This is a genomic window from Rhodococcus sp. K11/5 (assembly GCF_055193735.1).
On sequence record NZ_CM143721.1, the window covers coordinates 357,580 to 378,117 of the forward strand.

At 63.8% G+C, this 20,538-nt stretch carries 17 protein-coding genes and 4 pseudogenes; 11 read left to right on the forward strand and 10 right to left on the reverse strand.

Going from position 1 to position 20,538, the window contains the following annotated elements; genetic code table 11:
* Positions 1 to 27: 27 nt before the first annotated feature.
* The 3 genes from ACY466_RS01775 to ACY466_RS01785 form a co-directional block, all read right to left on the reverse strand.
* Positions 28 to 1,131, reverse strand: coding sequence for a mandelate racemase/muconate lactonizing enzyme family protein (locus ACY466_RS01775; protein WP_463249344.1), 1,104 nt, complete (start codon positions 1,129 to 1,131; stop codon positions 28 to 30).
* Positions 1,128 to 2,051 (reverse strand): LysR family transcriptional regulator, encoded by a 924-nt coding sequence (locus ACY466_RS01780; RefSeq protein WP_463249347.1) that lies wholly within the window; start codon positions 2,049 to 2,051, stop codon positions 1,128 to 1,130. Before ACY466_RS01780 ends, ACY466_RS01775 begins: the two co-directional genes overlap by 4 nt.
* A 280-nt stretch (positions 2,052 to 2,331) precedes the next feature.
* Complete coding sequence (locus tag ACY466_RS01785) at positions 2,332 to 3,270, reverse strand: AraC family transcriptional regulator (RefSeq protein ID WP_463252103.1); 939 nt, start codon at positions 3,268 to 3,270, stop codon at positions 2,332 to 2,334.
* Positions 3,271 to 3,491: 221 nt separating this feature from the next.
* Here ACY466_RS01785 and ACY466_RS01790 point away from each other — a divergent pair, with 221 nt between their 5' ends.
* Both ACY466_RS01790 and ACY466_RS01795 read left to right on the forward strand, forming a co-directional pair.
* Positions 3,492 to 4,079 carry a flavin reductase family protein gene (locus ACY466_RS01790; RefSeq protein ID WP_463249349.1) on the forward strand — a complete coding sequence of 196 codons (588 nt, stop codon included), beginning with the start codon at positions 3,492 to 3,494 and terminating at the stop codon, positions 4,077 to 4,079.
* Positions 4,076 to 5,707 carry a 4-hydroxyphenylacetate 3-hydroxylase family protein gene (locus ACY466_RS01795; protein WP_463249351.1) on the forward strand — a complete coding sequence of 544 codons (1,632 nt, stop codon included), beginning with the start codon at positions 4,076 to 4,078 and terminating at the stop codon, positions 5,705 to 5,707. The genes ACY466_RS01790 and ACY466_RS01795 overlap by 4 nt, the downstream gene beginning before the upstream one ends.
* Positions 5,708 to 5,913: 206 nt before the next feature.
* On the opposite strand, the gene ACY466_RS01800 is transcribed toward ACY466_RS01795, so the two are convergent.
* The 7 genes and pseudogenes from ACY466_RS01800 to ACY466_RS01830 all read right to left on the reverse strand — a co-directional run bounded on the left by ACY466_RS01800 (position 5,914) and on the right by ACY466_RS01830 (position 10,792).
* On the reverse strand, positions 5,914 to 6,189 hold the full coding sequence (locus tag ACY466_RS01800) for an ANTAR domain-containing protein (RefSeq protein WP_463249353.1): 276 nt from the start codon (positions 6,187 to 6,189) through the stop codon (positions 5,914 to 5,916).
* A gap of 33 nt (positions 6,190 to 6,222) precedes the next feature.
* Positions 6,223 to 6,411 (reverse strand): annotated as a pseudogene (locus ACY466_RS01805) (biotin carboxylase N-terminal domain-containing protein); the annotation flags it as partial.
* A gap of 251 nt (positions 6,412 to 6,662) precedes the next feature.
* A pseudogene (locus ACY466_RS01810) lies at positions 6,663 to 7,040 on the reverse strand (sodium:solute symporter family transporter); the annotation flags it as partial.
* Positions 7,041 to 7,213: 173 nt separating this feature from the next.
* Positions 7,214 to 8,608 carry an IS1380 family transposase gene (locus tag ACY466_RS01815; RefSeq protein WP_463252104.1) on the reverse strand — a complete coding sequence of 465 codons (1,395 nt, stop codon included), beginning with the start codon at positions 8,606 to 8,608 and terminating at the stop codon, positions 7,214 to 7,216.
* A 116-nt stretch (positions 8,609 to 8,724) separates the two neighbouring features.
* Positions 8,725 to 9,951 (reverse strand): annotated as a pseudogene (locus ACY466_RS01820) (solute symporter family protein); the annotation flags it as partial.
* Positions 9,948 to 10,298, reverse strand: a pseudogene (locus ACY466_RS01825) (DUF485 domain-containing protein). The pseudogenes ACY466_RS01825 and ACY466_RS01820, both read right to left, overlap by 4 nt.
* A complete protein-coding gene (locus ACY466_RS01830) occupies positions 10,295 to 10,792 on the reverse strand; it encodes a nuclear transport factor 2 family protein (RefSeq protein WP_463249354.1) in 498 nt (165 codons plus the stop codon). Before ACY466_RS01830 ends, ACY466_RS01825 begins: the two are co-directional and overlap by 4 nt.
* A 133-nt stretch (positions 10,793 to 10,925) precedes the next feature.
* On the opposite strand from ACY466_RS01830, the gene ACY466_RS01835 reads away from it, so the two are divergent.
* From ACY466_RS01835 to ACY466_RS01875, 9 genes are read left to right on the forward strand one after another with little or no spacing between them, the layout of a single operon-like run.
* Positions 10,926 to 11,582, forward strand: coding sequence for a TetR/AcrR family transcriptional regulator (locus tag ACY466_RS01835; RefSeq protein ID WP_463249356.1), 657 nt, complete (start codon positions 10,926 to 10,928; stop codon positions 11,580 to 11,582).
* 41 nt (positions 11,583 to 11,623) lie between these two features.
* Positions 11,624 to 12,823: an acyl-CoA dehydrogenase family protein gene (locus tag ACY466_RS01840; protein ID WP_463249358.1), complete on the forward strand. Its 1,200-nt coding sequence runs from the start codon at positions 11,624 to 11,626 to the stop codon at positions 12,821 to 12,823.
* Entirely contained in the window at positions 12,820 to 13,620 is an 801-nt protein-coding gene (locus ACY466_RS01845; protein WP_463249359.1) for a hypothetical protein, read from the forward strand. Before ACY466_RS01840 ends, ACY466_RS01845 begins: the two co-directional genes overlap by 4 nt.
* Positions 13,617 to 14,471, forward strand: a complete 855-nt coding sequence (locus ACY466_RS01850; RefSeq protein WP_463249361.1) for an alpha/beta fold hydrolase — start codon at positions 13,617 to 13,619, stop codon at positions 14,469 to 14,471. The genes ACY466_RS01845 and ACY466_RS01850 overlap by 4 nt, the downstream gene beginning before the upstream one ends.
* A complete protein-coding gene (locus ACY466_RS01855) occupies positions 14,468 to 16,162 on the forward strand; it encodes an AMP-binding protein (RefSeq protein ID WP_463249362.1) in 1,695 nt (564 codons plus the stop codon). Before ACY466_RS01850 ends, ACY466_RS01855 begins: the two co-directional genes overlap by 4 nt.
* Entirely contained in the window at positions 16,143 to 17,390 is a 1,248-nt protein-coding gene (locus ACY466_RS01860; protein WP_463249364.1) for an acetyl-CoA C-acetyltransferase, read from the forward strand. The genes ACY466_RS01855 and ACY466_RS01860 overlap by 20 nt, the downstream gene beginning before the upstream one ends.
* Positions 17,387 to 18,604 (forward strand): CoA transferase, encoded by a 1,218-nt coding sequence (locus tag ACY466_RS01865; RefSeq protein WP_463249365.1) that lies wholly within the window; start codon positions 17,387 to 17,389, stop codon positions 18,602 to 18,604. The genes ACY466_RS01860 and ACY466_RS01865 overlap by 4 nt, the downstream gene beginning before the upstream one ends.
* Positions 18,601 to 19,464 (forward strand): HpcH/HpaI aldolase/citrate lyase family protein, encoded by an 864-nt coding sequence (locus ACY466_RS01870; RefSeq protein ID WP_463249367.1) that lies wholly within the window; start codon positions 18,601 to 18,603, stop codon positions 19,462 to 19,464. Before ACY466_RS01865 ends, ACY466_RS01870 begins: the two co-directional genes overlap by 4 nt.
* Positions 19,461 to 20,459: a MaoC family dehydratase gene (locus tag ACY466_RS01875; RefSeq protein WP_463249369.1), complete on the forward strand. Its 999-nt coding sequence runs from the start codon at positions 19,461 to 19,463 to the stop codon at positions 20,457 to 20,459. The genes ACY466_RS01870 and ACY466_RS01875 overlap by 4 nt, the downstream gene beginning before the upstream one ends.
* The last annotated feature ends 79 nt before the right edge of the window (positions 20,460 to 20,538 follow it).

The window sequence follows — 20,538 nt, forward strand, 5'->3', positions numbered from 1 at the left end:
GGCTGATACGGGTGGTGTGGGGGCGGTTCAGGTGTCCTGCCGGTAGCGGCCGAGTTGGTCGAGGTCGATGTCGACTCCGAGCCCGGCACCGGTGCGCACGGTGAGTTCGCCGTCGCGGATCTCGAGCGGTTCGGTGAGGAGGTCGTCGCTCATGTCGAGGAAGTTGGACAGTTCGCCGGCGCGTCGGGACGTGAGGTCGAAAGCGGCGCCGAACGCGACGGTGCACGCGGAGCCGAGTTGGCCGTCGATCTGGTTGCCCATGACGACCTCGAGGCCGAGACCCTCGCAGAGGTGGTGGGTTCGGCGTGCGCCGGTGAAGCCGGAGCGGGCGGTCTTGATGCTCACGGCGGTCGCGGAGCCACCGAGTACCTCGCGGGTGATCTCGGCCGGAGTGACCGCGGACTCGTCCGCGACGAACGGCACGTCGAGCTGGGAGACGAGCCACCGCCGACCGAGTACATCGTCTGCAGGACAGAGCTCCTCGGCGAGTGAGAGATCGAGGTCGCGCATCTCGGCCATGGCGCGGGCGGACTCGGATGCGGTCCACCCGCGGTTGCCGTCGACATACAGGTCGACGTCGGGTCCGAGGTTCTCGCGCAGTGCTCGGACGACCGCGGTGTCGAGGGACAGGGGGCGACGGCCGACCTTGATCTTGAACACCTCGATGCCGTACTCGGAGCGCATGCGGGTGGCCTCGTCGACCATGGCGGCGGGGGTGTCGAAGCCGAGCATGTGGCTCACGCGCATGCGGTCGGTGTAGCCGCCGAGGAGGTCTGTGACGGAGAGGTCGAGGGTGCGTCCGAGTGCGTCCCAGATCGCCATGTCGATCGCGGCCTTGGCGACGGGGTTGGCGACGGTGCGGGCGAGGCGGGAGTGCACCACTTCGTGCTGGGTGAGTGTCAGGCCGACGACGGCGGGTGCGAAGAGAGTCTCGACGACGGCGACGATACCGCGTTGGGTCTCGCCGTAGGTGAAGGGGCGCGGGGGAGCGTCGGCGATGCCGACGACGCCGTCGTCGGTGTGCACCCGGATCAGAACGTGCTCTGCCGCAGTGACTTCACCACTCGCGAAGCGCAGCGGCTTGCGGTACGGGATGGAGTACGGGATCGCGTCGACGGCGACGATCTTCATGAGATGTCCTTCAGGGCAGGATCGATCGGTACGGCGGACGGCAGGATGCCCGCGTCCTCGAGTGCCGAGATCAGGGAAGTCACCAGGGGGAGGGACTTGCCGCGGCTCCACGCGAGTGCCAGATCGATCGTGTCGGCCCCGCTGACGTCTCGGAAGACGACCCCGTCGAGCTTCATCGAACGAACCGATTCCGGTACAAGCGCCACGCCCAGGCCCGCCGCCACCAGGGCGAGGAGAACCGAGGTGTCGGGCGCCTCGTGTTCTCTCTTCGGGGTGAAGCCGGCGAGACGGCAGCTCCTCACGACGACCTCGTTGACGGCCGAGTGCGCATCGGAATACATGACGAAGCTCTCGAAGGAAATGTCCAGGATTTCGAGCGCCGGCTCCTGCGCGAGTCGGTGATCCACCGGCAGCGCCAGCACCATGGACTCGCGGGCGATGGTGCGCACCTCGAGGTCGTCTCCGGCCACCGGTGGCCGGAGAACCGCCAGGTCCAGGTTCTCCGAACGAAGACCCTCGACCTGGGCAGGTGTCAACAGATCCCCGTGTATCTCCAGGACCACCTCGGGAAGCCGTTGACGCAGAGCGCGAGCGATGGCGGGCAGTCGATCGAAGGCGGCTGTTCCCGTGAAGCCGATGCGCACCAGACCGGTCCGCCCCTCGTCGATACGCCGAACGCTCGTCACGCTGTCGTCAAGTCCGGCCAGGAGGCGGACCGTCTCGCGGTAGAAGTACTCACCCGCCGGGGTCAGGCTGACCTGCCGCGTGGTGCGGGCCAACAGGGTGACCCCCAGTTCTGCCTCGAGCTGCCGCACGGACTGGGAGAGGGCGGGTTGGGCGAGGAACAGCCGTTTCGCCGCCTGCCCGAAGTGGCGGGTCTCGGCGACGGCGACGAACTGACGAAGATGGCGTAACTCCACGACGGACTCCCTTCGTCGAGTAGGAACTGTGGGCCGGTTCGGGGTGATCTGCACCACGCTAGGCGTGGAACTGTTCACCAACAAAGACCAAAGCTCGGTTGATTGATAACTTCAAGCGGCTTAATGTTGCGTGATGTGGCTAGAGGCACTTACCGAGGGCACTCTTCGGCGTTGACGCCAAGCGTCAGCCCATCCGGCCACGCCGCACGTGGCGTCCGTAAAGCGCGCGTCGGCCTTTCGGTGCCGTGAGCCACTAACGCAACGCGGTAGAGCAGCTGCCCTAGACCCACTTGCGATGGGTGGTGGAGGGCGACTCTCCGTACTTATTCCGATACGCCGCCGCGAAGCGGCCGGTATGCGTGAACCCACAGTCGAGCGCGATGTCCGCGACTCGCCGAGTGGGGTCGCCTCGTCGGAGTTCCTCGTGCGCGCGCTCAAGGCGAATTCTCAGCAGCACCTCGCTCGGGGTGGCCCCTACATACTGGCGAAACCCCTCCTGGAGTCGACGAATGCTGACCTCGGCGGCGGCGGCCATGTCTGCGGCGGTCCATGGTCGACTGGGGTCGGCACACATTAAATCAAGAACGCGTTTCACTATTCGGGGTCGAGCCGGCGTTTGCCCGTCGTGCCCGGTGGCGGCCAAGAGAAATGCCGATGCGACAGCACCGCTCAACTGGTCCGCTACCAGAGGGTTGCGCCAGACGTCTCCGTCGACCGCACGGTGGTGAGACAGTGACTGGACGAGTTCTAGCCAACTAGCACCCGCCCCGCTCGTCAGATCGAGCCGCTCGGGAAGGGTGAAGTCCTGCCCTGCAAGAATTCTACTTGCTTCCCGGTGGAGAAAATCTCTGTCGATGCGGACGCCCACGATCTCGCACGAGGCGCTCCACCTCGTGATCCTGCTATCGGTGTCCGGCCGAAACACGGAGGCGATTCCCTCTGTGGATACCTGCTCACCGGTGCGCGTCGTCGACTGCAGGTACCCGGACAGGGGCACGTTGATCGCGTACGCACCGGGGTGATCCGTTTCGATCGAGACGTCTGCACCCCAGGTGATGTGTGCGATCCGTACCAATCCGATGTCCAAGCTGTCCACTGTCATGCCTGCGGCGGATCGGTGCGCCAAGGGTTCCAGGTGGTGGGGGAAGTAAGCATCCGACACTGCATCCGACGCGGCTTCCCAGTCCGCCAGAGTCCGATCGCTGCGGGGCTCAGTCATCGTGGCCTCGGACACTGTGGGCGGCAGGCTGGCAGGTTTGGCTTCTCGTGTCGCATCTGAGCCATTCAACTGTGTTCCAAGACACGAATCGAGGATATTGCGTAGCCGCCAAAGGCAGGCGCGCTTTGTGGATTTGTGCCGCGTGATCCGGCTAGGCGCAGCGTGACCGGCGTCATAGCGTTCGGTCGCATCGACGGGTTCGACCACCAGGAGGTTACAAGATGCAGCCAGGCGAGCTACGCAATATCTTCGGACAGTTCGCCAGCGGTGTCACCGTCGTGACCTGTGTGAACCATGACGGACTTCCCCATGGTGCAACGGTCACGGCCTTCACAGCTGTCTCTATCGAACCACGACTCTGCCAAGTCACCATGACACGAAAATCAAAGGCCTGCGCCTATCTGTCCGATGCTCCGTTCGCAGTGAACGTACTCGCGCACGACCAGGTGGACACCGCACTGCATTTTGCCGGACGGCCTCAGGAGCCGGGGCCCGTCTGGATGAAGGGCACGACGGCGCCCATCCTTTGCGGTTCGGCGGCGACCTTCTCGTGCGTGCCATGGTCGTCGTACGACGGCGGCGATCATGTGATCTTCATTGGTGAGATCGTCGACGCCTCGTCATCGGGAAAAGATCCGTTGTTGTTCTATCGCAGCACATTTCATAACCTTGGGGCTAAGTCGGAATCAGCGGCGTGGACCGGCTCCATGGACGATCCGCACAGCGGATGGTTCGACGAAAAAACGATCTTCACACCGTTTCATCAAGCCACCAACACCGGTACCCACCACGAAGGGATACGAACATGACCACCACCGAGGCACGACCCGACTCACCCGCCGAAGATTCGGGGGTCGACCGAACGAAGGTCAACCTGGCGGCGGAATCGGCCGCCAACACCCAGAAGAACTTCGCGTCGAAGCCGATGACAGGAGATGAATACATCGACTCCTTGCGCGACGATCGCGAGATCTGGCTGCAAGGAAAACGCATCGCAGACGTCACCACACATCCTGCGTTCCGTAACCCTATTCGCATGACAGCACGGCTGTACGACTCGATGCACACCGGACCGCTGGTCGAGACGGTCACCAGCCCAACCGACACCGGCAACGGAGGGGTGACCATGCCCTTCTTCAAGGCGCCGCATTCCTCGGAGGATCTACTCAAAGAACGTGATGCGATCGCGGCCTGGGCTCGGATGTCCTACGGATGGATGGGACGATCACCCGATTACAAAGCCAGCTTCCTCGGCACGCTGCACGCCAACAGCGAACTTTACTCGCCTTTTCAAGCGAACGCAGAGCGTTGGTATAAGGAGTCGCAGGAGAAGGTTCTGTTTTGGAATCATGCGATCATTAACCCACCTGTGGACCGCCAGCGGCCGCCTGACGAGGTCGGTGACGTGTTCATGAAGGTGGAGAAAGAAACCGACGCCGGCCTCGTCGTCTCCGGCGCGAAAGTCGTCGCCACCGGCTCGGCCATTACCAATTACAACTTCATCGCCCACTATGGGTTGCCGATAAAAAAGAAAGAGTTTGCACTGATCTGCACGGTCCCGATGGACGCACCGGGTGTCAAACTCATCTGTCGTTCTTCCTTCACGCAGACAGCGGCGGTGATGGGCAGTCCTTTCGACTACCCCCTGTCATCCCGAATGGATGAGAATGACACTATTTTTATCTTCGACAAGGTTCTGGTGCCGTGGGAAAACGTGTTCATGTACGGCGATGTCGAGAAGATCAACGCATTCTTCCCCCAATCGGGATTCCTACCCCGGTTCACCTTCCAGGGATGCACACGGTTGGCCGTCAAGCTCGACTTCATCGCCGGCCTGCTCATGAAGGCCCTTGACGCCACCGGAGCTGGGGGCTTTCGCGGAGTGCAGACGCGAGTGGGCGAAGTGATCGGGTGGCGAAACCTGTTCTGGTCTCTGACCGAATCCATGGCGCGCGATCCGGAACCGTGGATCGGCGATACCGTGATTCCCAAACTGGAGTACGGCTTGACTTATCGAATGTTCATGATGACCGGATATCCCCGCATCAAGGAGATCATCGAACAGGACGTCGCGTCCGGGTTGATTTACCTCCCGTCGAGCTCCCTGGATTTTAAGAGCCCCGATGTGCGACCCTACCTTGACAAGTACGTCCGCGGATCCGACGGTATGCCCGCCGTCGAACGGGTCAAGATCATGAAGGCTCTCTGGGATTCAATCGGATCGGAGTTCGGCGGTCGCCATGAGCTTTATGAGCGCAACTACTCAGGCAACCACGAGAATGTCAAAGCCGAACTGCTGTTTGCAGCGGAAGCGCGCGGGGGCGTCAGCTCCATGAAAGGTCTCGCCGAGCAATGCCTGGCCGAGTACGACCTCGATGGGTGGACCGTACCGGACCTGATCGGAAATGACGACGTCTCGTACTTCGGAAACAAATGAATGCTTCCGGTGCAGAAACCAGCGTGGGTGATGCGTCTACCCACGACTTCGGTGTGATCGAACTTGCCCACCCTTCGTCGGCGGCCGAGTGGGTTCAGCAACTCGACGGGACACCCCACATGCTGGCCTGTCGGTGACCGTGTGTCGGTGGTGCTCGTCCGAGCACCACCGACAACTGCGGTGAGTGGACCGGCCCTGGCCCGGGGTCAGCGCTGCCGTGTCGGTGTACCGGTGGGAACGGGGTCGAGCAGTGCGCGCGCGGCCTCGGGCAGCGTCGCGTCGGGGTCTGCGCCGGTGATCGACGCGACCAGGTCGACCGCGAGGTCGCGAACCTTCCGATTGGTGCTCTGGGAGCACTCGGCGAGCAGGGCGAACGCGGCGTCGGCGTCGATGCGGTGAACGGCCATCAGCATGCCCTTGGCCTGCTCGATAGGGGCACGGTGATCGATCGCGGTCCGGAATCCGTTGTACTGATCGAGCAATTGGTCGAAGCGCTGGTCGTCGCCGAGGGTTCAGGACAGGTAGTTGCGCACCGGATGCCCCGGCTCACCGATCTCGTACGCCTCGTCGGCCTTCGTCCGATGCACCGAATTACGGTCCTCGAACGGGAACACCGCCACCGTCTGCGCCTCGAGTTCGTACGCCGCGCGGAACGCACGGATCGCGATCTCGCCGCGATTTGCCACCAGCACCTTGGAAAACACTTGCTCTTCGGTCACTTTCGTCTTTGGGGACGGTTGTCCCTGATCAGGTACTTGTCGACACGAACTCGAGCCCGGATTCCCGGAAACCGGCGACGATGTTCCGAACATTTCCTAGAGCTGCGATGGCCTGTCGGTAACACAGCTACTACGACTGTGGGTGGCGGTTAGGCCGCATCGCCACCGGATATTGTCGTAGTTCGGCTTGCAATCGAAGTGGAATGGACCGTCCGGTCCGGCTCCGGACATGTGAGTCACGCCCGGGCCGAGCTCACCACTCCTTCCGCGCCGATTCCGGTTTCAGCGCGAACGATCATCTCGGCGAACTTTTCGTCCCTGTCGTGCGCGGGACCGTGACGTCGCTCGTGCAGCAGAGATCCGAAGACTGCCGCAGCTGCTCCGAGAGGCATCGTGATCACCACTGGTAGTTGAAGAGTCAGAGGTGCCGGACCGTCGCCGAGCCATAGCGCCTCAGTGAACAACAGACTGACCACTGTCGACACCAAGCCTACGGAGATACCCCAGACTGCACCGGTGCTATTGAATCGCCTCCAATTGAGGGACAGAAGAAGGCTGGGCAAGTGTGCGCTACCTGCAACCATGAATGCCATGCCCATAAAATAGGTGATGTTAGCCTCGATCTTTCGTCGAGCTGATGTGCTGGCCTGAACGGTTCGAGATTGGGATTGTCGGGCCTCGATTCGATGTGAGGGCGTGCCCGACTGGCCGATGTCGCTCGGTTCGGCGTTCGGGTCCACGGCCCGCGGGGCGCTTCTTCTCCGGTCGTCGGTGCAGGTGGTCTGGGTCAGGCGGGCGCGGGTAGCGCCGCCAGCCGGGTCAGTGCGGTGATGATCAGGGCCGACCACGGCGCGTTCTTCGACAGGCGCAGGTGTGTGCGGCGGGCGTGGGTGGCGATGCGGCCGGCGACCGAAAACACCCGCAGCCGTGCCCGTTTGGGTTCCCAGCGGCGTGCGTCGTGATCGGTGAAGGCGAGCATCTGTGTCCATGCGGTGAGCTCGAGCGCGAGTTGGACGAGCTCGAGCCAGATGCGGTTCTGGTCGAACCCGTGCAGCGGGAAGTTGGCGAGTCCGGTGTCCTTGGCGGTGCGGATGCGATCCTCACAGCGAGCGCGGCGGCGGTGCCGCAACTCCAGATTCTGGAGGGTTCCTCGGACGCTGTTGGTGACGAACGCGGTCAGCCTCAGGCCGTCGGAGTCGGTGAACCGCAACTGGGCTCCGGGGTGGGGTCGCTCTTTGCGCACGATGACGCGCATCCCTGCCGGCCAGGAGGACAGGTCGAGCATGCCGGTCGCGTCGGTGACCCACGCGCCGTCACGCACCCGCTGATCGGCGTCGATCGCGACGTCCCACGCCGAGTTGGGGACCTTCTCGATCGCCGCGACCGTGGCGGTGCTCAGCCCGAACCCGATCGAATACGACACCCGCTTGTTGTGGAGCCACGTCAAGAACTTGTGGCTCGCTCCGGCGCCGTCGGTGCGCACGAGCACCTTCTTGCCCGGCCGTGCGCCGAGGTGGGTCGATAACTGGGCCAGTGCTTTCCGTGTGACGGTGATGTGATCGTCGGCGGTGTTCGACCCGGCGTTGCCGGGGCGTAGCAGCGCGGCGACGGGTTCACCGGTGCCGGTCTGTCCGTGGTCGACCATCGCCGACAAGGGGTGGAATCCGAAGCCACGTTTGTAGGTCGGAGCCGCGTTCTCCTTCTCCGAATGCGCGGTCACCAACGTCGCGTCGAGGTCGATCACGATCGGATTGTCGGCGTCGATGTTGTGAGTGGGTGCCTGTTCGGCGGCGTGCGACCACGCCGCCGATCGGGCGGCTGCGCGGGCGGTGTCGATCGCGGTGAGCGCTGCGGGCGCGTCTGCGGCGAGCGCTCCGATCAGGCGGGACACGGTCGGATCGGACGGCACCGCGCCGAACACCCCGGCGTGTTCGCGTAGGGTGCCTATGTCGGCGAGGCAGTCACCGCCGAGCGCCAGCGACACCGCGAGGTCGAGGACGATCTTGCCGGGGTCGAAGTGCGCCAACGGTTTACGCCACGGAGCGAGGGCTTGCGAGAGTGCAGAGGACAGTCCGGTGACCTCTGCTGTTCGGAGCAGTGTGACTGCTCCGGCGTGCGACACGAGACCGGTTCCGGTGGCATCGACGGACAGGTGTGGGTACGACGACGTAGACTGACTCACCAGAATGGTGCTCCTCGTGATGGGTGGATTTGGACCTTCGCAAGTCAAATTCTCCCAGCTCAGAGCACCATTCTTCTGTTCTGACACGCCGCTCCTACTCGCCAGCGTGAAAGCCCGAGGTTAGTGGAGTCACCGATCATCATGGTCAGGGCGACGGCGATCATGCTGACGACGACCGCGCCGTACCGTGCCACCCGCGCGTCGCGGGCGTCGTTCTCCGTCTCCTCCTGTCGTGTGATGCTCGGCCAGATGTCGCGGGCGAAGGTTCCTGCCGCCGAGATGACCACGCCGGCTACCACTGCGACAATGCTGGCGAAGGCAACGGCGGCGACGAGGGCGAGAACTATGGATCCGCCAATTGTGCCGGGTCCGCCGCCCAGTTCCGTCACCAGCACTGGTGCCGCGAGGTTGCCTCCGGTGCCGACCCTCTCGGGTCCGTCCGGGCCCAGCACCGCGGCGGCTCCGAAACCCATCACGATGACGATGAGGTAGAACATGCTGCACAGACCGACCGTCCACCCAATGGACTTCCGGGCCGTGGCGGCTTCGGGCACGGTAAAGAATCGAATGAGAATGTGGGCCATTCCCGCCGTCCCGAGGGCGAATGCCAAGGATTACGAGACCAGGTTGAGTGCACCGGTCTCACCGAAGATGAGCCCGGGCGTCAGAATGTCGTCACCGGCAGCGGCGTTCTGCTGGGCGCTTCCGAGCATTGCAGGAACTGCGAAGCCGAATCGTGCGAGTACTCCGAGACCGACGATGATTGCCAGGGCCGCGAGGATAGTCGACTTGATAACCTGGACCCATGTCGTGGCGAGCATGCCGCCGACGAACACGTAAATGCCCATCAGCGTTCCGGCTACGACGACGGACAAACCGAACGGGATGCCCGAGACCGACTGCAACAACACACCGGCCGCGACGAGTTGTGCCAGCAAAACGAACATTCCGGTGGTGATGGTACTGAGCGCGACCACGATTCGGACCCGTCGCGCGCCGGTTCGGAAGACGAGAACGTCTGCGAGCGTGTACTTCCCGACGTTGCGCATCTTCTCTGCGAGGAAGAACAGCACCGGAAGGAACGAGACGACGGAAGTACACAGGATCACCGCACCGTCGATGCCCTTATAGAAGATGAGGCCGGTGGTTCCGAGGAAGCTGCCTGCAGATATGAACTCGCCGGCGATGGCGAATCCGTTCTGCCAACCGGTGATGGATCGGCCGGCCGCGAAGAATCCGTCGGCGCTGCGGCTGCGGCGGGACGCCGCGAAGGTGACCCACAGGGTCAGCGAGATCACGGCGACGCAGACACTGACCGCGAGATAGTTGGTTTCGGAGGTCATGACGTCGCCTTTCGCGCGGTCGAGCCGGTGCTGGGCGTTGCAGTCGGGGGATCGATCGCGGCGAGAGCGGCGTCGACTGCCGGCGCGATGTAGACGCGCGAGGCCCGGAAGTACGAATAGACCAGCACCCAGGTTCCGACGAACTGGGAGAAGACCACCTACAGCGAGAGCGGAACACCGAGCAGATCATGGTCACCCAGCTGCTGCGGGAACGCGGCGAATCCGACGAGGAATGTCGTGAAGAGCGCTGCGGCGATACCGCCGAGCGAGGCGGTGACCACGCGGCGTCGCCGACGTAGTTCGATGAGCTCGGGTAGTCCCAGAATGTCGATCCAGCGCCCGCTCATCGCTGCACAGCAGCGCGCTGGGCGGACTCGAGCCCGAAACTGTTGTCGGCCCAACCTTGATCCAGTGGGCCGAAGAAATGGAATCGCACCTGCTTGACGCGATAGCGCCACCGCCCGTCCTCCTTGACCAAGCTATCGGTGTAGCGGCCGGCGGCGATGGACGCGACTCCATCCAGGACGCAGGGTTGCCACAGAAACGAGCGGGTGACAGCAGTATCACCATCGATCTCGATCTCGAGGTTGGTGACGAAGTGCCAGAACTCGGTCAATCCACCGTGAGCGAGGCCGGCGAAGAACTCGGTCATGGCGGGTTTACCGACGGGGTGTGAGAGCCCGTCGAATTCCCCGTCTTCGGTGAACAGGCCCAGGAGGTCGTCCCAGTGGCCGTCGTCGAGGTAGCGACAGTACCGGGCGTCCAGAAGTCGAATCGCTTCGAGATCCTCGAGTTGGGTCAGGCGGTCCGCGACGGATTCATCGTCGATCTGCGTCGTCATGGCATCCCTTCTGGATGTCTTTTTGATGAACAAGCGTTCATGTCGCGATGAATCTACGACCCGGACCGGACGCCGTCAAGAGGTCGACTTTTACAGCTAGCGAGCGCGACACGGCGCAAACTAGGCTGCCTCCATGAACACTCGAACAGTCGAAGGTGACCACCGCACCGTTCGCCAGCGCATTCTCGACACTGCGCTACAGGACTTCCACGATTTCGGATTTCATGCAGCGACTGTGCGGAATATCGCGAAACACGCAGGGTGTAGCGCTGCCAACGTGTACAATCACTTCGAAAACAAGGACGAGATACTTGTCGAAATACTGCGCGCCGCCAGTGACGAACAGTTCACCGCAACTCGTAATGCAGTCCGTCGGGCCGAACCCACTCCGGCCGCACGGTGGACCGCAGCGGTCGGCGCGCATGCTCACTACACCGCGACCAGGGCGCGTGAGTGTTTGGTGGCGAACACCGAACTGCGCTACCTGCAGGAGGTCGACCGGCGGCGCGTTGTCGGCTCACGCGATGCACAGGAGCATCAGTTCATTCTGCTGGCAGAGGACGGTGTGAGCAGCGGAGACTTTCACGTGTCCCGGGTTCATCAAGCTGTCACGGCCGTGCTGTCGATGTGTGCCGGTATCGCGCTCTGGTATCGAGACGATGGCCCCCTGGGTGCTCGCGAGGTGGCCGATAGTTACGCGAGCTACGCGCTGAACTTGATGGGCTTCAAGGACGGCGGAGACGGAGGAACCGTTGACGGGAACCTCGAAGGAGTGGTTTCATCTATATGAACAAGCGTTAACCCGCTGCCCTTCCGCATCAGGAGTGCGCCATGACTCACCGGCCGTCTCAGCCCCGAACGGACTCTCCCCGCCACCTCACCGAGGATCGCCTTGCCATCCGTGATCTCGCACGCGAATTCGCGATGGAACGAGTTCTCCCCGTGGCGAACGAACTCGACCCCGTGCAGGGAACCATCCCGGACTCTCTCAAAGCGGAGATGTCGGCAATGGGGTTCTTCGGAATCATGGTCCCCGAAGAACACGGTGGCCTAGGACTAGGTGTGTTCGAGTACTGCCTGGTCGCTGAAGAGCTGTCGCGGGCATGGATGAGCGTGTCCGGCCTCCTGGCACGCGGAAACGGCATGGGTGGAGGTTTCACGCCAGAGCAGGAGGCAGCGCTTCTGCCCCGCGTCGCCGCAGGTGATTACCTGGGCGCCTATGCATTGTCGGAAGCAGAAGCCGGCTCGGACGTCGCCAACATCTCTTGCCGCGCAGTTCGTGACGGCGACGACTGGGTCGTCAACGGTACGAAAATGTGGTGCACCTACGCTGACGAAGCCGACTATCTGGTTCTCTTCGCGCGTACGGATCCGGTCAAGGATCCCGCCAAGCCCCACCGCGGCATCAGTACGTTCCTCATCGACAAGGAGCGAGGCGTACTGCCGGACGGTGTGAGCGGGACCAAGATTCGCAAGATCGGGTATTTCGGTTGGAACACCTGGGAACTCGCGTTCGACAACTTTCGGGTACCGGTGAAGAACATGCTGGGGGAGGAGGGCAAAGGTTTCTACCTCGCCGTCAGTGGCCTCGAAGTCGGACGTGCCCACACCGCGGCGCGAGCGATCGGGCTGGCACGTGCGGCGTTGGAGGACTCCATCGCGTATCTGCACACCCGCAGACAGTTCGGGCAAGCACTGGCCGACTTCCAGCATTTGCGTTTCAAGGTGGCCTCCATGGCCGCTGACATCGAAGCTGCCCGGCAACTCATGTACTCCGTCGCCACCGATATCGACACCGGACGCCGGTGCTCCTTGGAGGCCTCGATGTGCAAGCTGGTCGCCACTGAAATGGCCGAGCGGGTCACCAGCGAAGCGGTGCAAATTCATGGCGGCGCCGGTTACACGACCGACTTCCAGGTGGAACGCCACTGGCGCGACGCGCGCCTTACCAAGATCTTCGAGGGAACCAGCGAAATCCAAATGCGCATCATTTCCGACGAGCTGCTGGGCCGACAAGCAGGACCGGCATGACCGACATCCGCCCCCGCAAGGAGGAGACGGACGCTCGTCCGCGCGCGACTCGAGTCGGAGACCGCGCCGAGGTTACCGCCGACTGCACCGCGGCGAACCTCCTCACCGCGGCACGCGTCACCCTCACCGAGAACTCGTCGGCCATCTTCGCCGCCCTGGCAGACGTCCTCACCCCCGCCCCCGAGGGCGCACGCATCCTGTCCTCGCAATGGGAGTCGGCGCAGGCCATCGGAACGGGAACGATCGGAGCGCGCACCGTGATCACCCGAGTGCACCGCGCAGCAGACACTCAGGTCGCTAGAACAGTAGAAATCACCGACACAGCCGGGCAGGCCGTTGCACACGGTGAGCAGTTGTGGTCCTGGCCCGTCGACGCCGATAGTTCCCCACATACCGATTTCTGCACATCGCAGTGGGGCGCACTTCTGCGAGACTCCCTCAACGAAGATCTCGAGTTCACAGCGCCACTCTCTACATGGGACGGCTCCATCGGTTTGCGCTGCAACGACATCGGCTCCTCCACCCGTGAAATCCACCTACGGATCTACCGCGGCAGCGTCATCGATGTCGCGCCCCGGACACCCGCGGGCGCCACCTTCACGTTCGTCGCCTCTGCGCAGCAGTGGTGCGACATCGCCCTCGGACGAACGAACGACTTCATGCGTCGCGCCATCAGCGGCGACTTCTCCTCGGCCGGGAACGGATACGAGTACGTACGCCTCACCCGCCCGCTGTCGGTCATCATGTCGCACGTCAAATCCCTTGCCGGGCAGCGCAACGAAAGGCCCGCATCATGATCGAGGCACGATACCTCACTGTCCGGGACGCGATGATCTTCGTCGAGATTCACACTCCCGACGACGACGCAGGCACGATCGACCTACCCACAGCTGTCTGCCTGCACACTGCCGGACAGAGCGGAGTGCAATGGAGACACACCGCTCCGGAACTCGCGCGCCACGGTTACCGCGTCGTGGTCCCGGACCTGCCCGGCCACGGCCGATCCGAACCCTCCGCACATGGACCCATCACGGACCTCTCGATCTACGCCGACACGATCAATGAGCTACTCGACTTGCTCGGCGTCGAGCGACCACTCGTCCTCGGATGCTCGATCGGCGGCAAGATCACCCTCGATCTTGCGATGCGCCCCCAACGGCCGCTGGCCGGTGCCATCGCGATGGAGGCCGACACCGCACCCGGGGGCGTCAACCTCCGCGGCCTGCGACGAGAACTCGACGACATCGCCGGGCCCAGTCGCGCTGACCGCACCTATCTCGGCACGATGGCATCCGTCGGCACCGACGTCGCGCCCGATGCAGCCCGCCGCATCGCGACTATGCACAAGCGAGAAGACCCTGAAGTTTCGTCCTCGGATCTGATCGGATGGGGAACCCACGACCTCCGGAAACGACACGGGGACCTCACGTGCCCCCTCCTTGTCGCTGTCGGCGATCAGGACTGCTGGATAGACGCCCGCACGATCGAACGGACCACTCTCGCACTCGCCGAAACGAACGAGCACCCCGTCCGCTTCGTCCTCCTCGAAGGCGTTGGGCACTATCCCATGGAGGAAATAGAGAACTTCGGATCTCTCGCCCATCGGTGGTTGGCGGCGCTCACCACAGTCCCGTCGGCGTCATCATGAACAATCCGCGCAGTCTGACCGAGCTCCTCGACGATCTCGTCGAACAGAGCCCGACGGCCGTTGCTGCGATCGATATCGTGCCTGACGGCACCCGACCACTCGATCGCGATGCGCTTCGCCGGCGAGTTCACACCCTTCGAGGCGAACTGACCAATGTCGGTGTCACCCAAGGGCACTGCATCGCCGTCCTGCTGCCGAACTGGTCGGACACGCTTGTCTGGCAGTTCGCTGCAGCAGCAGTTGGGGCCCACGTCATCGGTGTCAATACCCGCTACAACTCTGGGGAGATCGCCCATATACTCACCGCCGCGCGGCCGACCGTGGTCGCAGTCGCTCGGCAGTTTCACGGTCTCGACCTGATGACTCGCCTGCGCGCGGCGGTGACCTCAGTCGACACCCCACCGCCGGTCGTAGCAGTGGTCACCGGACCGGTCGATACAGACGGTCCTGACCTGTTGTCCTGCGACATGGGCGGTGGAGTCTGGTTAGCAGAGTCGGGCATCGTGGAGGTTCGGGTGCCGGACCTCGTGAAGACCGCAGCAGTCACTGCGGCGGGATTGCGGGCAGACCCTGCCGATCCGCTCACGGTGGCCTTCACGACATCGGGCTCTACCGGAACGCCCAAGCTCGCGGCGCACCGCGAGTCCGCAGTGGTCAGCCACGCGTTCGCCGATGCACGTGGAATGGGTATCGCGCCGGGAGACGTCGCGCTCTGCGTCCTCCCACTCTCAGGTGTGTTCGGCTTCAGCACCGCGATGGCAGCGCTGGCCGGCGGCGCCGCAGTTCTCATGGAATCGGTCTTCGACGCCGACGCGGTGCTCGGTCGGATGGACAAGCACCGGGTCACGCACGCGGTCGGTGGAGACGACCTCTTCGGACGCCTCCACGACTGCTGGCACGCGCAGAGCGAGCCCGCGGATCTCACCTCTCTGCGGTGGATCGGCATCGCAGACTTCCTCGGCCGCTCACACCAGATCGCCGAGTGGGCCCGAGACCGATTCGGCACGACGACATCGGGTGTCTTCGGTTCGTCCGAAGTGTTCGCCCTGTTGCTGTTCTGGAACACCGACGACACCGAGCACGTGCGGTGGAGTGGTGGTGGTAGACCGGTGTCCGACGACATCGCGATTCGGCTCGCGGACCCGATCGACAGCACACCCGTCCCACACGGCGAACGCGGTGAAATTCAAGTGTGGGGACCCACTGTGGTCGATGCCTACCTCGGTGACCACGGTGCCGCCGCACGATCGTTCACCGACGACGGGTGGTTCCGTACCGGAGACCTCGGGGTCGCCGCTGTCGGCAACGGCATCACCTACGTCTGTCGAATGGGTGATGCACTGCGACTACGGGGATTTCTCGTCGACCCTGCGGAGATAGAACACCGCCTCGCCGCCCACCCCGATGTCGTGACCGCAAAGGTGGTCGGTATCGAAGGCGATGGCGGTTACACCGAGGCCGTGGCATTCGTAGTGCCCGACATCGGGGCCAACGCGTCGATTGCCGACTTGAAGCTGTGGTGCGTAGATGAACTCGCATCTTTCAAAGTGCCGAACGCTCTGCATGTCATCGACCGGATGCCGACCACCGTGGGTGGTAACGGCAGCAAGATTCGCGCCGTCGAACTCCGTGAATGGGCTCGCCGGTGGACTGACCGAGAAAGGGACTGTCGTGACATCACGCCGGCTTGAGGCTGAACAATCAGGAGACGACGTCGTCGTCTGTGAACCCCTGCGTACCGCAGTGGGCAGATACGGCGGCGTATACATAGACGTGCCGGCAGCCGATCTCGCAGCGACGGTGCTGGGAGACCTCATACGCCGCAGTGGTATTGACCCGGCGGTAGTCGACGATGTCATTTTCGGCCAGTGCTACCCCAACGGCGAGGCGCCTGCCATCGGACGCGTTGCAGCGCTCGATGCCGGGTTCCCGGTATCGGTTCCCGGGCTACAGATCGACCGCCGGTGCGGCAGTGGGCTCCAGGCCGTACTCGATGCGGCCATGCGGGTACAGACCGGAGTCGCCGACGTCGTGATCGCCGGCGGCGTGGAGTCGATGAGCCGCTCGGAGTACTACACCGAGTCGATGCGATGGGGCGCCAAGGGAGCGCCCGCCGCCCTTCACGACAGACTCGCCCGCGGGCGGGTCACGGCAGGTGGACGGAACCACCCGGTCCCCGGCGGCATGCTCGAGACTGCCGAGAACCTACGGCGGGAGTACTCGATCGGCCGTGCCGAGCAGGACGAGTTCGCCGCAGAATCGCACCGACGGGCGGTCGCCGCCATCGACAGTGGCGCGTTCTCGGAGGAAATTGTGCCCGTCTCCGTGCCACAACGACGTGGAGATCCGTTCATCGTCGACCGTGACGAGCATCCAAGACGCGACACAACCGCCGAGTCGCTGTCCCGTCTGCGTCCGATCATGGCCCGCACCGACGACGACGCCACGGTGACTGCCGGTAACGCGAGTGGTCAGAATGACGGTGCCGCTGCATGTTTGGTGATGACGAGAGCCACCGCGGACAGGCTCGGCGTCGACGCCTACGCTCGATTGCTCACGTGGTCTTCTGCGGGCGTCGCACCATCGCGGATGGGTATCGGGCCCGTGCCCGCCACAGCGCGGGCGCTCGCCCGCGCTGGATTGGCACTTGCCGATATCGATCTGATCGAGTTGAACGAAGCGTTCGCTGTACAAGCGCTCGCCTGCACCCGTGAATGGGGATTCGGTGCGAACGACCTCGCGCGAACCAATGTCAACGGCTCGGGCATTTCCCTCGGTCACCCCGTGGGTGCCACGGGTGTCCGCATACTCACCACCTTGCTCCGCGAGATGCGGCGGCGCGACGTGCGTTTCGGTCTCGAAACCATGTGTATTGGCGGAGGGCAGGGCCTAACCGCACTTTTCGAGGCAACGAGATGACCGCAACAGCCGGGCCGCTCACCGGAACCAGGGTGGTCGATATGTGCAGCTTCGTGGCGGGTCCGACCGCTGGACGAACACTTGCCGAGCTCGGTGCCGAGGTCGTGCGCGTCGACCCGATTCGCGGCGCCGTGGACGGTAACCGGTGGCCTATCGACGAGACCGGCGCGAGTTACTACTGGGCGGGACTGAACCAGGCAAAGAAGTCATTGGCGGTCGATCTGCGCAGCGAGCAGGGACGCGAGGTGGTCCGCGATCTCATCACGGCGCCGGGTGCCAACGGTGGAGTCTTGATCGAAAACGTCCACCACGCAACGTGGTTGGCGCACGACACCCTGACCGCACTCCGCCCAGACCTGGTGCATGTCCACATCTCCGGTGGCCCCGGGGGCGCTCCTGCGGTCGACTACACAGTCAACGCCGGTCTGGGCATTCCGATGATGACCGGTCCCGAAACGGTCACTGCGCCGGTCAATCACGTTCTGCCGGCGTGGGACCTGCTCACCGGTTCGCAGGTGGCCCTCGCCGTCGTGGCCGCACTGCACCGCAGAGGACGCACCGGAGAAGGCGCGTTCATCGATGTGGCTCTCGCCGACGTCGCCCTGTCCGCTGTCGCGAGTCTCGGTTGGATTGCCGAAGCCGAGGCACGGGGACGCGCGAGACCACGGCAGGGCAATAACCTCTACGGCAGTTACGGTGACGACTTCACGACAACCGACGGACGATCGGTCATGGTCATCGGTTTGACTGCCGGTCAATGGTCGGCGTTGGTCGAGGTCACCGGGTCGGCCGGTATTTTAGCCGCTCTCGAACAGCATCTCGGTCTGCAATTCACCGCAGAAGCTGATCGCTATGCCGCACGCGACGCAATCAGCGCCGTAATTCGTCCATGGTTCGCCGCGCGAACACTCGAGGAGATTACTCGCGTGTTCGAGGGAACCCGCGTCCTGTGGAGCCCGTACAGAGATCTCGTGGATGTCGCCTCTGCTCAAGGTGACGACGAGACTGTCGTCGAACGCGTCGACCAGCCCCGAATCGGCCAGATGCTGTCACCGCGGTCACCGCTCAGGTGGTCCGGTCACTACACCCCGGCCAGACCTGCTCCCACCTTCGGCGGTGACGGCGCCATCGTTCTGGCTGAGTGGGCGGGGTACGACGTCGCCCGCATTGCCGGCCTGGTCGCCGACGGTGTCGTCGGCAAGGCGGTGTCATGAGCGTAGAACTGGCTCCGCTCCCGCCACGACGTGTCGTCCTCGTGGTGCCCGCGTCGAACGAGCGAATGGTCGCGAAAGCCCTCGCTGCCGACTGCGACGAGGTCATGTTGGACCTCGAAGATGCTATAGCCCCCGCTGCCAAAAGTGACGCTCGCGCGAAGGCGGTCGCAGTCCTGGCTGGACGTCGCCGAACCGGTCCCGCAATTTCGGTAAGGATCAATGCACGTGGAACCGGTTGGTACACAGCGGATCTAGACGCTCTCGGCCCTGCCGGACCAGACACGGTCATGGTCCCAAAAGTCGACTCGCCCAACGACGTCGTCGACGCCGTGGGACGTCTGGGCGACTCCACCGTCGGCGTCCAGGCACTGATCGAGACGGCCCGCGGCGTCCAAGCGGTCGACGACATCGCAGTCGCCCACCACCGCCTACAAGCCTTGGTGCCGGGGTACGCCGATCTGGGAGCAGAACTGGGACGCACACGCGCTCTTCCCCCGACGACTTGGCTGCACGTACAGGACCGATTGCTGATCGCCTCGCGGGCTGCCGGGATCCAGGCGGTGGACGGACCGTTCCTCGGTTTGCACGACGACGACGATTTCCGCACCGCTACCAGCTGGACGAGGGATCTGGGTTTCGACGGAAAATGGGTGATCCATCCCGCCCAGATTGCCTACGCCCGTGCCGCATTCACCCCGTCCGCCGCTGATATCGACTACGCCCGACGTGTCATCGACCTCATGACCGCAACGCATGACGGCGCGGTGGCACTCGATGGACAGATGTTGGACGAGGCAGTGGTCGCAGCGGCACGGCGAACGCTGCACCGAGCACTGTCACCACGTCAGGAGAGCACGTGAACAACAAATCAGCCACCCATGTCGGCGGTCCGTGGTTCGACGAGCTCGCGCAGGGGCAGGTGTTCGACGACGCTCCGGGAGTCACCCTGACCGATGGACTCGCAGCGGCGCATCAGGCAATCCTGGGAGACCGCCTTCGGCTGCCAATGGATCACCACCTCGGCGCGTCGGTCACGGGCAACACTGCTGCAGTGGCACATCCGGCGCTGGTCTGGGACGTCGCGATCGGGCAGTCGACGCTCGCGACACACCACGTGAAGGCCAATCTGTTCTACCGAGGTTTGACCTTCGGCCGCTTCCCGCACCTCGGTGACACGCTCTACACGCGCACCGAGGTCGTCGGGTTGAAAGACAACACGGCTAAACCCGGCAAATCCCCGACCGGCCTGGCAGCTTTACGCGTTGTCACCACCGATCACGACGACCGCATCGTCCTGGACTTTCACCGATGCGCCATGTTGGCCCTGAGCCCGCTCGCCGATCCTGAGCGGACCACCCGTCGAGACGATCTGTCCACCATCGGCGTGCACTCGGATACCGCAGCCACGCTTCCCCAATGGAACCTCGCAGCCTTCGCCGAACGACTCGGTTCGAGCGGTGCAGGCCGGCCCGAGATCGGTGCAGTATTCACTTCCAGTGGCGATGTGGTCACCAGCGCACCTGAACTGGCAAGGGTGACACTCAACGTCGCGGCGGTACACCACGACGAGAGGGTGAGTGGATCGCGGTTGGTATACGGCGGTCACACCATCGGGCTCGCGCTGGCGCAAGCCACTCGCGCCCTCCCGGCCTTGGTTACCGTACTGAGCTGGCAGTCCTGCGACCACACCGGGCCGGTCCACGAGGGCGACACCCTCACCAGCTCTCTGGAGGTCATCGACTCGCAGCCCGCAGGATCGGGTGTCGCAGCGGACCTACGGTCGATCGTGCATGCCCACCGCGACGGCGCAGCACACGCTGTACTCGACTGGCGGTTCACTGCTTTGCTGGCGTGAAGCAGCCGTCTGCGACAGCATGGGGCACGGGTGACCGTCGAGCATCGACACGAAGTCGATGACACCCTCTGTCGAGTAT